General features: G+C 57.5%; 10 protein-coding genes. All 10 read left to right on the top strand.

Annotated features, from left to right (window positions below):
* Positions 1–81: 81 nt before the first annotated feature.
* The 10 genes from cobD (at position 82) to KVT34_RS14890 (ending at position 13,735) form a co-directional block, all read left to right on the top strand.
* The gene (gene cobD / locus KVT34_RS14935) at positions 82–1,197 is read left to right on the top strand and encodes a threonine-phosphate decarboxylase CobD (protein WP_217559552.1); all 1,116 of its coding nucleotides are present in this window, start codon (positions 82–84) and stop codon (positions 1,195–1,197) included.
* A gap of 2 nt (positions 1,198–1,199) precedes the next feature.
* Positions 1,200–2,882 carry a cobyric acid synthase gene (locus tag KVT34_RS14930; RefSeq protein ID WP_217559764.1) on the top strand — a complete coding sequence of 561 codons (1,683 nt, stop codon included), beginning with the start codon at positions 1,200–1,202 and terminating at the stop codon, positions 2,880–2,882.
* 176 nt (positions 2,883–3,058) lie between these two features.
* Complete coding sequence (locus tag KVT34_RS14925; RefSeq protein ID WP_217559551.1) at positions 3,059–3,628, top strand: cob(I)yrinic acid a,c-diamide adenosyltransferase; 570 nt, start codon at positions 3,059–3,061, stop codon at positions 3,626–3,628.
* The gene (locus tag KVT34_RS14920) at positions 3,625–4,767 is read left to right on the top strand and encodes an RluA family pseudouridine synthase (RefSeq protein ID WP_254634874.1); all 1,143 of its coding nucleotides are present in this window, start codon (positions 3,625–3,627) and stop codon (positions 4,765–4,767) included. Before KVT34_RS14925 ends, KVT34_RS14920 begins: the two co-directional genes overlap by 4 nt.
* Before the next feature lie 355 nt (positions 4,768–5,122).
* A complete protein-coding gene (locus tag KVT34_RS14915; protein WP_217559550.1) occupies positions 5,123–5,479 on the top strand; it encodes an arsenate reductase family protein in 357 nt (118 codons plus the stop codon).
* A gap of 48 nt (positions 5,480–5,527) precedes the next feature.
* The gene (locus tag KVT34_RS14910; RefSeq protein WP_217559549.1) at positions 5,528–6,601 is read left to right on the top strand and encodes a site-2 protease family protein; all 1,074 of its coding nucleotides are present in this window, start codon (positions 5,528–5,530) and stop codon (positions 6,599–6,601) included.
* Between the two features lie 29 nt (positions 6,602–6,630).
* The gene (locus KVT34_RS14905) at positions 6,631–7,824 is read left to right on the top strand and encodes an aminotransferase class I/II-fold pyridoxal phosphate-dependent enzyme (protein WP_217559548.1); all 1,194 of its coding nucleotides are present in this window, start codon (positions 6,631–6,633) and stop codon (positions 7,822–7,824) included.
* Positions 7,825–7,920: 96 nt separating this feature from the next.
* Positions 7,921–9,057, top strand: coding sequence for a DNA sulfur modification protein DndB (locus KVT34_RS14900; protein WP_042229398.1), 1,137 nt, complete (start codon positions 7,921–7,923; stop codon positions 9,055–9,057).
* Positions 9,057–10,229, top strand: a complete 1,173-nt coding sequence (locus tag KVT34_RS14895) for a DNA sulfur modification protein DndB (protein WP_217559547.1) — start codon at positions 9,057–9,059, stop codon at positions 10,227–10,229. Before KVT34_RS14900 ends, KVT34_RS14895 begins: the two co-directional genes overlap by 1 nt.
* A gap of 227 nt (positions 10,230–10,456) precedes the next feature.
* The gene (locus KVT34_RS14890) at positions 10,457–13,735 is read left to right on the top strand and encodes a glycosyltransferase family 39 protein (protein ID WP_217559546.1); all 3,279 of its coding nucleotides are present in this window, start codon (positions 10,457–10,459) and stop codon (positions 13,733–13,735) included.
* Positions 13,736–13,801: the final 66 nt, after the last annotated feature.

Raw genomic sequence — 13,801 nt, 5'->3', positions numbered from 1 at the left:
GCGGGATGGATTCGTTAGCCGGACTCCCGGCCTTTTTGCATATAAACGGACAGGAAATAACAAAAAAGTGGGGGAATCACTATGCTGGAGCGATACGGACACGGCGGGGATGTGTGGACGGCGGAGGAAAAGTTCGGGCGCGGCCGGGAACAATTTCTCGATTTCAGTTCGAATATGAATCCGTTCGGTCCGCCTGATGCGGTGGAGGAAGTGCTGCGGTCAGGCTGGAAAAATATTGTCCGGTATCCGGACCCGGCCGTCAGGGAGCTTAGAGGAAAAATTGCCGCCAAATACGGAGTTCCCGCGGAATCCGTGCTGGTGGGCAACGGAGCTGCCGAACTGATTGATCTTATCGTGCGCGTTCTGCAGCCGGAGGTGACGGCGCTTGCGCGTCCTTCTTTCAGCGAATACGAGGATGCGGTGCTTAAAACGGGTGGCCGTATCCACGGGATTCCGCTGCGTGCGGAACATTGCTTCCGGCTGCAGAAGGCGGATGCCGAAGAAGCGCTTAAGCGATCGGGTCTGCTGTTCCTGGGACAGCCTAACAATCCGACGGGGAGGCTCATCCCGCAGGAACTGCTGAACGATTTGGCCGGCAGCGGGCATCCGCTCATTCTGGATGAGGCGTTTCTAGATTTCGTACCCGATGAAAAAAACGTGACGCTTCTGCGGCTTGCTGCCGAATCCAGGCATGTCGCCGTGATCCGTTCCATGACGAAGTTTTACGCGATCCCGGGGGCCCGGCTCGGCTTCATTGTCGCTCATCCGGATGTCATCGGCCGGATGTCCCGCCTGCAGGTGCCGTGGAGCGTCAATTATTTCGCCCAGCTTATCGGATGCGCCGTCCTGGACGACGAGGCTTTTCACACGAAAACCATCTCCTGGCTGCAGAAGGAGAGTCCCTGGCTTGCCGCCAGGCTTGCGGGTCTCGGGCTTGAGGTAACGCCGAGCGACACCAACTATTTGTTGTGCGCGCTTCCGGAGCAGAGCCCAATCAATGTCCGCATCCTTCAAGAAGAAATGGGCAGACGCGGGGTTCTCATCCGGGATGCTTCGCTTTTCGAAGGGCTCGGCACGCGTTATTTCCGTACGGCGGTCAAACTCCGCGGCGATAACGAGCGCATGCTTGCCGTATTGTCAGATGTGCTGAAAGCGGCTCAAGCCGGTGAAATTTCCTTTGAAAGGGGCAGCCGATGAACATGAGGAATTCCACTCATACAGAAGGAAACAAAGGCGCGTTCCCGACTCACCGTGACCATAAAGCGGATCAACCGGAGGACAGAGGGAGAGGGACGGACGGAACGCGGGCCAGGACTCTTATGGTACAGGGGACGGCTTCGGATGTCGGCAAAAGCATTTTGACCGCGGCTCTGTGCCGCATTTTCGTGCAGGACGGCCACCGCGTGGCGCCGTTTAAGTCGCAGAACATGTCGCTGAACTCTTACGTGACGCCGGACGGCAAAGAAATCGGGCGGGCACAGGGCGTACAAGCCGATGCGTGCCGCATACCGGCCACGACCGATATGAACCCGATTCTGCTGAAACCGTCCCAGGATATGCGTTCCCAGGTCGTTGTTCACGGCAAGCCTTATCGGGATATGGACGCGAGAGCTTACCGCGAATCTTACCTGCCTCTGGCGGAGAAAGTCGTGTGTGAGGCGCTCGAACGGCTGCGTCGGACGGTTGACCTCGTTGTGCTTGAAGGGGCCGGAAGTCCGGCGGAGATCAATCTGAAAGACCGGGATATCGTGAACATGCGGATGGCGAAATGGGCCGACGCCCCTGTAATTCTTGTGGCGGATATCGACCGGGGCGGGGTGTTTGCGTCGATCGTCGGGACGCTGGAGCTTCTGGAGCCGGAGGAGCGGGAGCGAGTGAAGGGATTTGTCATCAACAAATTCCGGGGAGACGTCAGCCTGTTGAAGCCGGGATTGGACTGGCTGGAGGAACGGACGGGAAAACCCGTTCTCGGCGTCGTTCCTTACTATCCGAAGCTGGGGATTGAAGACGAGGATTCCGCTTCGCTGGATTCCAAAAGAAGACTTGAACCGGCTCCGGCCGCACAACAGGACGGTCTACGGCCGGATGTGCTCGATATCGCGGTCGTCCGGCTGCCCCGGATTTCCAACTTCACCGATATCGATCCGCTGCACGAAGAGCCGGATGTGTCCGTGCGTTACGTCGGCAGCGCTGCCGAATGGGGGAATCCGGATATCGTGCTTGTGCCGGGGAGCAAAAACACGATGAGCGACCTTCTTTTCCTGCGGGAAAGCGGCTTGGCCGACAAAATCGTCCGTCACGCGGGTTCTGAAGGCAGGGTTGCCGGGATATGCGGAGGCTACCAGATGCTCGGCAAGACACTTTCGGACCCGCTCGGAACGGAATCCGATTATAGGGGGGACCGGGAAGGACTCGGCCTTCTGCCGGTGGCGACCGAATTCACGCCGGAGAAAAGAACGGTGCGTGCCGAAGGCAGATGCGGACTTTTCCGACAAAAGCCGGATCTGCCGGTCGACGGCTATGAAATTCATATGGGCGTGACAAGGATGACGGACGAAACGTCGGAGCGGCCGTTTCGCCTTCGCGCATCCTTGACGGGTGCCGGAGATAAAGCCGGTACGGCGGACGGTTTGCATCCGGAGGGAGCTTCGGCTTTCGAAGGACGGGTCTGGGGAACGTATCTGCACGGCATTCTTCATAACGACGATTTCCGCAGATGCTGGCTGAACGAGGCTCGTCAAAGCAAAGGCTGGGAGCCTCTTTCCGCCGAACTTCGTTTTCGCGAAAAACGGGAGGAAGCGTTCGACCGGCTCGCGGATCACGTCCGCAACCATATTGACATGGATCTTTTGTACGAGATTGCGGGATTAACCGCTGAGTAGAAGCGTCCGGACAAGTTTCCGGAGAGAGCGAATATCGGACCGAATCCATTTGCACTGCCTGTCCGGGGAAGCTATGATAAGAAAAAGAGCCTTTCGGAGCTGATGAAGCGAACGGGCGATGTTGATTTTTACCCTGATTATAAGAAAGATACTTGGCGTGAGCGGGAGGAATACAGGTGAAAATTTATACGAGAACAGGGGACGCCGGCAAAACGGGTGTCATCGGCGGACGTGTCGATAAAGACGACGAACGGGTGGAAGCATACGGAACGGTAGACGAGCTGAACTGTTATCTGGGGCAGGCCATGAGCTTTATGGACCCGGAGAAGTTTGGCGATCTGCTGGAGGATCTGCTTACGGTCCAGCATGAGCTGTTTGACTGCGGGTCGGATCTCGCTCTACTCAAGCAGGAGCTGAGGCCTTTTAAAGTGACGGCGGAGATGGTGGACAATCTGGAGACGTGGATCGATAAATACGATGCCGAGACGCCCGATATTACCCGGTTCATTCTGCCGGGGGGAAGCCGGAGTTCCGCTGCGCTGCACATCTGCAGGACGGTATGCCGCCGTGCCGAAAGACGCGTCGTGACGCTGGCCCGCACCCAGGAGATCAACGTGGAGGTACGCCGTTACCTGAACCGCCTGTCGGATCTCTTCTTCACGATTGCCCGCACGGCCAACTTCCGGGAAGGTCAGACGGACGTGGAGTACGTCCGCAGCGCCGAGGTGTTCCGCCGGAAAAAATGATGAATTATTACAGTCCTTTAAGGTATGTGGTCCCTCCCGACGAGGAGGGTTTTTATCTGAAAACGATTTTGCAGAACCGGATGGGTCTCTCGCGGAAACTGCTCTCCAGGCTCAAGCTGACGGAGCAGGGGATTACCGTCAACGGCAAGCGCGAATATATCAGCATCAAAGTGAACGTCGGAGACGTGATCGAGATCCGGATGCAGGAGGAAGAGTCGGAGGATATTTTGCCTCAAGACCTTCCGCTGGAAATTTTGTACGAGGACGAGCACCTGCTCATCGTCAATAAAGAGTCCGGGATGATCGTGCATCCGACCCACGGGCATTATTTGAATACGGTGGCCAACGCCGCCGTGCATCACTGGAAAGAGCGGGGTGAAAACGTCCGCTTCCGGCCCGTTCACCGGCTGGACCAGGAAACCTCGGGCGTGCTTGCGATTGCGAAAAATCCGTATGTGCACCAGCAGATTTCGGAGCAGATGATCGCTCACAGCATAACGAAGGAATACCTGGCCATTGTGCACGGCACGGTAGCGGAGGACCGGGGGACGATCGACGCTCCGATCGACCGCGATCCGGAGCAGCCGCACATCCGCATCGTGACGCCGTCCGGTTATCGCGCCGTCACGCATTACGAGACGGTGCGGCGCTACGACGGCATCACCCTTGTGCGGCTGATGCTGGAAACCGGGCGGACGCATCAAATCCGCGTCCATATGAAGCACCTCGGGCACCCTCTCCTCGGTGACAAGATGTACGGCCCGGAAGCGGACGTTCCGGTCCGTAAGAGTGACGGTAGCCCTGCCGGGGAGGCGCGCGATGCGGCGGAGGGTTGTGCCGCCGGAGAAGGCGTACGCGGTGCTCACGAGGCGGACAGCGCTGCCGGAGGGCTTGCACGTCCGTCCGCAGCGGGCTTCGCCGCGGGTGAGGCCCCGACGGCGGACGTCTCCGGCGGAGTGCCGGGAGCGCCCGCTGCCGCGCCGTCTTCGGCGGCAGACGACGCGGCGGGCCCGGAGCTCGCCAGGCAGGCGCTGCACGCGTACCGGCTGGGCTTCGTCCACCCGGGCACGCGGGAGCGGGTGGAGTTCACCGCTCCGCTGCCGGCGGACATGCAGGCGGTGCTCGACGCCTGCGAATAGGCTCTCCGCGCCACGCGGGCTTTGCTGCGTGGTGCCGTAAGCTGCCGCGGGGACCGCAGCCTAACTTGCCTGCACCCAGCGGATGCCGGGAGGAATAGGCTGCCGGTTACGACGCACGGAAACAGGCGCTCAGCCGCTTATCACCCCCGGCTTTGCCGGCAGCCAACCATGCGCCGTCTGCCTGTGGGGCCGCCCGGTGGAACTTTTCCGGCAGTCCTGCGTATAAGAGCATACGGCAAGCAGGCCGCGATTTTTTTAAACCAGCCTCCCCGCCGCATCGGCAGCGGAGGTTTTTTTCGGATTCGCGAACCGCAGACCGTTAACTACCATTGTCCCATGAAAGGAAGTCATTTTTATGTCCGTAACGATTTATGAATACAGCAAATGCAGCACGTGCCGAAGCGCCCTGAAATGGCTGCGCGCCAAAGGGCTTGATCCGGTAACCGTTCCGATCATGGAACAGCCGCCGACCGCGGAGGAAATCCGCGTACTTGTCCGCAACAGCGGGTTGGAGCTCAAAAAGTTTTTCAATACCGGCGGAGAAGTATACAGGGAACTGGGACTGAAAGACAAGCTCGGGAGCATGACGGAAGACGAGCAGCTGGCTCTGCTTGCATCCAACGGCAAACTGCTCAAGCGGCCGATCGTAACGGACGGTAGCAAGGTTACCGTAGGTTTTAAGGAAGCCGACTTCGAGAAGGCGTGGGGGTAACGGAGAAGTTCCTCAGGAACTGTCCGTTTCCGGAAAGGGGTGACTGAATTGCCTGAAAATCAACCGTCCAAATCATCTAAAAAAAATCCGCTCTGGGTTCTTGGAGCCATCGGGGCTTTTTTGCTGAAATTCGGAAAGTTCGGAAAGTTCGGGGCGACGATCATTTCGATCGCGATTACGATCGCCAGTTATGCGATCATTGCTCCTCTGCCGTTCGCTATCGGGCTGGTAGCGATGATTTTTATCCATGAAATCGGCCACGTGCTCGCGGCCAAGAAGAAAGGGCTTCCGGTCACGGCGCCTCTTTTCATTCCGTTTCTGGGCGCGTTGATCAGCATGAAGCGCAATCCGAGGGATGCCGTTACGGAAGCTTATATCGCCTACGGCGGGCCGCTGCTCGGAACGATCGGGGCTACGGCGGCATTTGCCCTGGGTGTGTACATCGATTCCAATCTGCTGATCTCGATCGCGTATACCGGATTTTTTCTGAACCTGCTCAACCTCCTTCCGATCCATCCGCTGGACGGGGGGCGTATCTCGACCGCTGTGACCCGCTGGCTGTGGCTGGTCGGCCTGATCGGCGGACTGGCCGTTATCCTTTACTTGCGAAGCTTCCTGTTCCTGATCATTTGGGCTTTGTTTGCCTGGGATTTATACAAAAAATTCGTCAAATTCCGCGATAAACCTCAGATTATGCATTTTCAGCCGCGTTTTGACATGACGGCCCACCATTTGCTGGCGCACGGGTATATGATTCCGGGAGAGGATCACCGGCGCGATCTTGCTTTTACGACCTGCTCCGAGCTGAGCGGGGATGAAGCAGGCGTGCAAATGGTGCATACCTCCTGGGACGCGATCGAATTCGAAACGAAATTCGCCCTGCCCCGGCAGGCTGTGGTTCACCGTGTCCAGGTGGTTAAAATCGAACGGGTTACGCGTGAAGACGGCCTGCACCTGGTTCTGCACTTCGATGTCGAACTGGAGCCGTTCGAGAACGATGCCTATTACGAGGTGCCAACGGCTTCACGCTGGAAGTTCGGCGCGGCTTATTTCGCGCTCGCCGTGTATCTGCTGGCCATGATGAATTGGGTCCACCGGGTACTGCCCGCGGCCGCTTATTAAAAAGTCGATTATAGGGGGAAACGTTCCGGATGAAAGCATACGGCTCGACAAGATTAGACAGTCTGGGATCGGCGATTTTCGCCGAGGTCGCCCAGTGGAGAAGGGAGGCGGAGGAACGCGGCGTCGATGTCATCGACCTTGGAATCGGCAGTCCCGACCTTCCTCCTTCTCCGCGTGTGATCGAGGCCCTGGCGGATGCCGTGAGAAACCCTCAGGCCTACGGCTATCCGGGCTCGGAGGGTACGCCCGAATTCCGCAGGGCGGCCGCGGGCTGGATGCACCGCCGGTTCGGGGTCACGCTCGATCCGCAGCGCGAGGTGCTGGCTTTGATGGGCTCGCAGGACGGATTGGCCCATCTGGCGATGGCCCTGTGCGATCCCGGGGATACGGCGCTCGTGCCCGATCCCGGCTATCCTATTTATGCGGCCAGCCTCGTTCTGGCCGGCGTTCAACCCGTTCTGATGCCGTTGAGGGAATCGAACGGGTTTCTTCCGCATCTGGAGAGCATCCCGCCGGAAACGGCGGAGAAAGCTTCTTTCCTGCTGCTGAGCTATCCCGGCAATCCGATCCCCGAGGCGGCGGACCGGGCTTTTTACGAGAAAGCGCTGGCCTTTGCGGAGCGTTACGACCTTCTGATCGTGCACGACCTAGCCTATTCGGAGCTTGCGTATGACGGCTACAAACCGATGAGTATTCTTGAGCTGGAAGGTGCGAAGAAGAGGGCGGTGGAATTTCATTCCTTGTCCAAAAGCTTCAATATGGCCGGCTGCCGGATCGCCTTTCTGGCCGGTAATGCGGAAGCGGTGGGCGCTCTGCGCCGGTTGAAGTCCAATATCGACTACGGCGTTTTCCTGCCTGTTCAGCAGGCTGCCGTCGTAGCACTGGAGGAGGAGACGTCGTTTCCGTCCTCCATTTCGGCGGTATACGAACGGAGACGGGATGTGCTCGTGGACGGCCTGCACCGGATCGGCTGGCATGTCCCGCGGCCTAAAGCGACGATGTTCGTCTGGGCGAAAATTCCGCAGGGATGGACTTCCCGACATATTTCTCGGGAAATATTAGAGCGTGCGGGAGTAGCGATGATCCCCGGAGACGCTTTCGGGGCGGAGGGTGAAGGCTATGTGCGCATAGCGCTTGTCCAGCCGGAAGAACGCCTTCGGGAAGCCGTGTCTAGAATCGGCGAAATATGGCAGTCGATTAGCGAAAGAGAAAGAAATACATAAATTTTCCAAACAACCCGTTTTAAAGAAGGAAATTCTGCCAAGAATGAGTAAAGTAATAGAGGTTCCTCTACGAAACAGGGTTGAAAGGAGTTAATTATGGATTCTATCTTTTCACTGTCCGAGCTGCTGTCCCAACAGAAGCCTTCTTCCCTTGTGGAAATTCCGGGTGTGCTCGGCCAAACTTTTGGACAAGCGACGCTTTCGACAACTTTGCCTATTAGCAAGCTTTTTTCTATTTACGAGGTGGATCTGGAAGTTCAGCGTGCTATCATTCCGCGCAATCTCAGCAAGCTGATGGATTATGTTTCGCTGTATCTGGATAATCATCAGCCGATTTATTTCCCGGGTGTTATTTTCTCGGCAAGGGGAGCCGGCAGCTACGATTCCGAGCAGCACGTGTTCCAACTTCAGCCGATTGAAAAGCTGTATGTCGTCGACGGACAGCATAGGCTGGCGGCCTTCCAGCGTTTGATGGAAACGCTTCAAAGCCAGATGGCGCGCGCCAAAGACCGCAGGGAATACGACCGGATGGAAGTAATCACGGAAAAACTGAGCCGTCTGTACGCATTCCCGGTTTCGACGATGATCTATCTGGACATCGACGCGCGCCAGGAACGCCAGTTGTTCTCGGACATTAACAAGCTTCCGCGCAAAATCGGCGGAAATCTGGCCGTTCTCCGGGACCAGCGTCGTTTCTACCACGTGACCGCCTCGCAGCTCGTTGAGAAGGCTCCGGTGATGCAGCACATCCCGGTCGATATGTTTTCCGAGCGGGGAAAAGCGCCGGAATTCCTGTTCACGTATCACCTTCTGATCGAAATTCTGGTTGCCCTGTTCGAAGGACGGATGAAGTCCGGCGCTCGCAATAACGGCTACCATTATGAGGAAGAAGAAGTAACGGATCATCTGTCGATCAGTTCCTTTTACTTCCAGCAGCTGCTGAAATATTTGCCGGAGCCGGTAAAGGGCGAGCCCGCCTGGTCGGAGAACATTCAAATCGCGCTTGCGCTCTTTTTCCACGAGGAGGCGACCAAAAGCGCGAAGTTCAACCGCTACGCGCTGGAATACGCCACGAAAATCCTGCCTCATATCGACTGGAACGCCATTTTCAGCGGAGACGAGAAAGACCGGCTTCCGCGCCGTTCGCGGATTATGAAGGCCTATCAATATATCCGCTCGTTCTACCAGGAGCAGCATCTGTTCCTGATCAGCGATAAGGAGGATGTCGGCTGATGGATGGATTATGCCTGCGAATGACGATTCACCCGTTCTGCGAACGTTTCGGTCTCGCGACTGTAGCCCTTAAGGTGCAGGATCTGCTCAACTATACGATGATTGATGCGATTGTACAGCGCAAGCTGAGCAAGATGCAGCGCCGTAAAATCTCGAACTATCTCCAGGAGCGCGAGCTCGATCAGGTCTTTTTCGGTCCGGTCACGCTATCGCTTCGCGATGTGAGCCAGCTTACCCGCACGAGCGAGGAGCTGTATCTGCGGCACGGGTCCAAGCTAAGTATTATCGACGGACAGCACCGGATTCTGGCTCTGGGATTCGTCAATGAACAGATGCAGAAGGAAGTGAAGCGCACCGAGCGCAAACTGGCTTCCCTGCGAGTGCGGCACCGCAAAGAAACGGACAACCGGGAGCTGGCCGACGAAATCGCTCAAGTAAACGGACTGCTGGAGCAGATGGAAGCCCGGCGGCTGGGGCTGATGGAAAGCGAGCTGGCCGTACAAATTTACATCGGGCTTAACGAGGTGGAAGAGCAGCAGCTTTTCGGGGACATCAACTCGAAGGTGCAGCTCGTGAGCAAGGAGCTCGGGCATTCGTTCGACTCTGTCGATCCGCTCAATCTCGTGATCCAGCAGGTTGTCGACCATAACATGCTGTTGAAAGAGGCTGGCGTGGAGAAGCGCAGCAATTTGACGGCCTTCAACCGGAATTTCACGTGCCTGTCGTGGATGTATTCGACGGCGGTCATGCTCTTTTCGGGCAAAATGCAGTCGTCTTACGAGCTGCAGCGCAAAATCCGCAAGGAAACGGCCACGTACGTGGAAATTTTGCACCAGTTCTATAACACGATTCTGCCGATGATGCCGGAGCAGCCCGGGCTTGTCCAGGTCACTTCCGCCAACCGGGTTATGCAGGAAAGCATCGCGCTGTATGCGAACCAGTTTCTGTTCCGTGACGGAGTGTACAATCCGGAATGGACGTCGTGCCTGCGGATTCTCGAAGGCTTCGACTGGTCGCACGGCAATGAAGAGCTGGTTTATATTTTCGGCTCGCTGGATAACGGCAAATTAAATCTTATTCATGAAAAGTCTCTGCGCAAGCACGGCAAGCTCGTAAGCTTTTTCCTGGAAGGCATCGAGCCGGACGGGTTGAAATCGGCCGAGCTGGCTTAGAGGGACAACGAGTAAACGAACAACCGGATCGGAAGACGTCTGCCTGCGGGCGATGTTCCGAGATCCGGTTTTTTGGTGTGCTTGCGGACGGAAACCGGTAGGGGAGGTGCGGAGTCGTCAGGGGGCGCGAAGGCACCGGAGGTAAATGTGTTTGCCAACCAAGGGACCGTTCCTCCATAATAGGAAGAAATACGCTGGATTTTACAAAGATGTAAGGGAGTGAACGCATGCAAATCGGGGAAACGATGCCCAAGGAGGCGAATGTTCGGCACGCTATTTTCGCTTTGGCGCTGGCGGCAGCCGTTCTCATCCGCTTTCTCGTGGCTCCGAATGTTTTTGGCTACGACGCCGATGTTCGCACGTTTATGGCGTGGGCGGACCGGGCGTTTACGGTCGGATTCGGAAATCTTTATACCGATCCGGGCTATTTTCTGGATTACCCGCCGGGGTATATGTATATCCTGTACCTTATCGGCGCCGCCCATCATCTGTTCGGGATCGGATGGGGAACGGGACTGTCTCTGGTCCTGCTGAAAACACCTCCAATGCTGGCGGATCTGCTGGCTTCGGTTCTTCTGTACCGGCTGGCTCTGCGGTCCGTAAATGTACGGCAGGCCGCCGTGCTGGCTTCGCTGTATATGCTGAATCCGGCCGTGTGGGTCAATTCGGCGGCCTGGGGCCAGGTGGATTCGCTGTTTATGCTTTTCGTTCTTCTGTCCCTGCTGCGCGTGGAGGACAAAAAGTTCCCGGCAGCGGCGGTTTACCTAGGGCTGGCGGTTCTGCTTAAACCGCAGGGCCTGCTGTTCGGCCCGTTCTTCCTGCTGGCTCTGCTCTGGCGGGTCCGGCATAAGGGGTTCGGACGGGAGCTTGCGGTCAGCGCAGCCGCCGGAGCGGCCGCCTTTCTGCTGCCGGCCCTGCCTTTCGCCTGGAAGATGGAGCCGCTTTGGCTGCCCAAGCTGTATTTCGGCACGCTGGCTTCATATCCGTACGCTTCGCTGAATGCCTTCAACTTGCTGGCGCTGCTCGGCGGCAATTTCGAGTCTGTTGACGGCCGCCTCTTCTCTTTGACCTACGGGGCCTGGGGGACGCTGTTGTTTGTGCTGTCGCTCCTGTTCGTTCTGGCCTTCTTCGCCAAAAACATGGGCAGAAAGGGAGCAGGCTTGTACGCGGGTTTCTTGTTCGCCGCAAGCGCGTTTATGCTGATGACCAAAATGCACGAACGGTATTTGTTCTACGGGCTGCTCCTGCTGCTGGCCGCTTATTTGCGGTCGAAGGACCGGAGGCTGCTCGTGCTGTTCGCCGGTTTTTCCGTGACGCATTTCGCCAATGTGGGCTATGTGCTCTGGAAAAGCACGAAGGGGGTGTTCCATATCCCCAAACACGATCCGGTTCTCATGCTGGTGTCCCTGCTGAACGTGATTCTGTTCGTGATGGCGTGGCAGGCTGCACGCACATGGGCAAACAAATCCGCCGGTGCGGATACCCGGCCTCAAGCCGGTGCCGACGCCGGGAAGGGGCTCTTCGCCGGCTTAATGAACCGCGGTTCCGTCGTGTGGGACCGGGACGGAGCCGTGGCCGCCAGACAGCCGCTTCTGACGAAGAAGGACGGCTGGCTGATGGGCGGAATCACCGCAGTCTACGCGGTGATCGCGCTGGTCAACCTGGGGTCGTTCGACGCGCCCCAGACGTTCTGGAAGCCTGCGAGTCAGACGGATACGGTCGTCGCCGATCTCGGCGCGACGAAGCAACTGACGCGCATCCATGATTTTGCCGGCGCCGGAGAAGGCGAATTCCGGTATGAATTCTCCTTGGACGGTATCACCTGGAATGATCCGATCGACGTGAAATCGGATTATACCAAGGTGTTTACCTGGAACGTCGTGAAGACGGACCGGAATGCCCGGTATGTGAAGATCACGCCGCTCGCTACCGGGTTCGCTCTGCATGAGGCGGCCTTCTTCGACGGAATGTCTGACACGCCTCTGCCGGTCAGCGTTCTGCCGGGAGACGATCCGCAAAATTCCGGGGAACACCGGAAAGTATTCGACGAGCAGGCGATTGTACCGTCCGCACCCGGCTATAAAGACGGGACTTATTTCGACGAAATCTATCACGCCCGGACGGCTTACGAGCATCTGCACCGGATCGAGCCTTATGAGAGCACGCATCCGCCTCTGGGCAAAATTCTGATCTCGGCGGGTATCGCCCTGTTCGGAATGAACCCGTTCGGCTGGCGCATTGTCGGCACGCTGTTCGGCGTCGCGATGCTGCCGCTCATGTACGTGATGGCGAAGCGTTTGTTCGGCCGGACGGAGTATGCGGCAATGGCGACGTTCCTATTCGCCGTCGATTTTATGCACTTTGCCCAGACGCGGATTTCTACCATCGACGTGTACGGCGTATTTTTTATCATGCTGATGTTTGCCTTCATGTACCGCTATACGACGCTGAGCTTTTATGACGTACCGCTTCGCAAAACGCTGCTTCCGCTCGGGCTTGCGGGCGTCACGTTCGGCATCGGCGCCGCCTCCAAGTGGATTGTGATCTACGGCGGAGCGGGTCTTGCCGTGATGCTCGCCCTGTCGCTCTGGGAGCGGTTCGGCGAGTATAGGCAGGCGCGCCGCAGTCTTGCCGAGTGGAGCCGTGAGGCATCCACGGCGGAGGGGCCGGGTAGGGTATCGAGCGGGGGAGGACCGGCGGAAACGGCCGATGCGTCAGGGTCAGGCGTATCCGCCGTTTCCGGTGAGACCGGGCAGCCGCGTATTCCGGGCGTATTCGAGCGTTTTCATACCTCGGAGAGCAGCGACGACGACCGGGAAAAGTGGCGGAGCATCGTTCGTAAATTTCCGCGGAATACGGTGTACACGCTGCTTTTCTGCGTGGTCTTCTATGTACTTATTCCGGCCGCCATTTATGCCGCGTCCTATATTCCGTTTATGCTGGTGCCGGGTCCGGGGCACGGATTTGCCGATGTGATCACGTACCAGCAGCATATGTACAGTTATCACAGCGGGTTGGTCGCGACCCATCCGTTCTCTTCAAGCTGGTGGGAATGGCCTCTGATGCTCAGGCCGATCTGGTACTACAAAGGGGAGTTCGTTCCGCCGGGCAGTATGTCGAGCATCGTATCGTTCGGCAATCCTCTCGTCTGGTGGCCGGGGCTTATCTGCGTCCTGCTTGCCCTATGGGCCGCCGTTAAAACGAAAAACAAGCCGCTCCGGTTCTTGCTGATTGCGTACGCATCCCAGTACCTGCCCTGGATGCTTGTGCCGAGGCTGACATTTATTTACCATTATTTTGCCATGGTCCCGTTTATGATTCTGATGATTACCTTCTTCCTCCGGCACCTTATTGAGACCAGGCCGAAGCTGAAGCGATGGATTTACGTGTATCTGGCCGGCGCAGCCGTGCTGTTCGCGGTCTTTTATCCGCTGCTTTCGGGTCTGGTCGTGGATGATTCGTACACCGGATGGCTGCGCTGGCTGCCGGGTTGGAACTTTTTCTGAAAACATGGAAACAATTGTCCCCTCTATCAACCGTTTCTTGTAAAGGAAGGCTTGCCCCCGTGTGAT

Source organism: Paenibacillus sp. GbtcB18 (genome assembly GCF_019091125.1).
GTDB lineage: Bacteria > Bacillota > Bacilli > Paenibacillales > NBRC-103111 > Paenibacillus_F > Paenibacillus_F chitinolyticus.
This window is presented reverse-complemented; position numbering and strand designations above follow the sequence as displayed.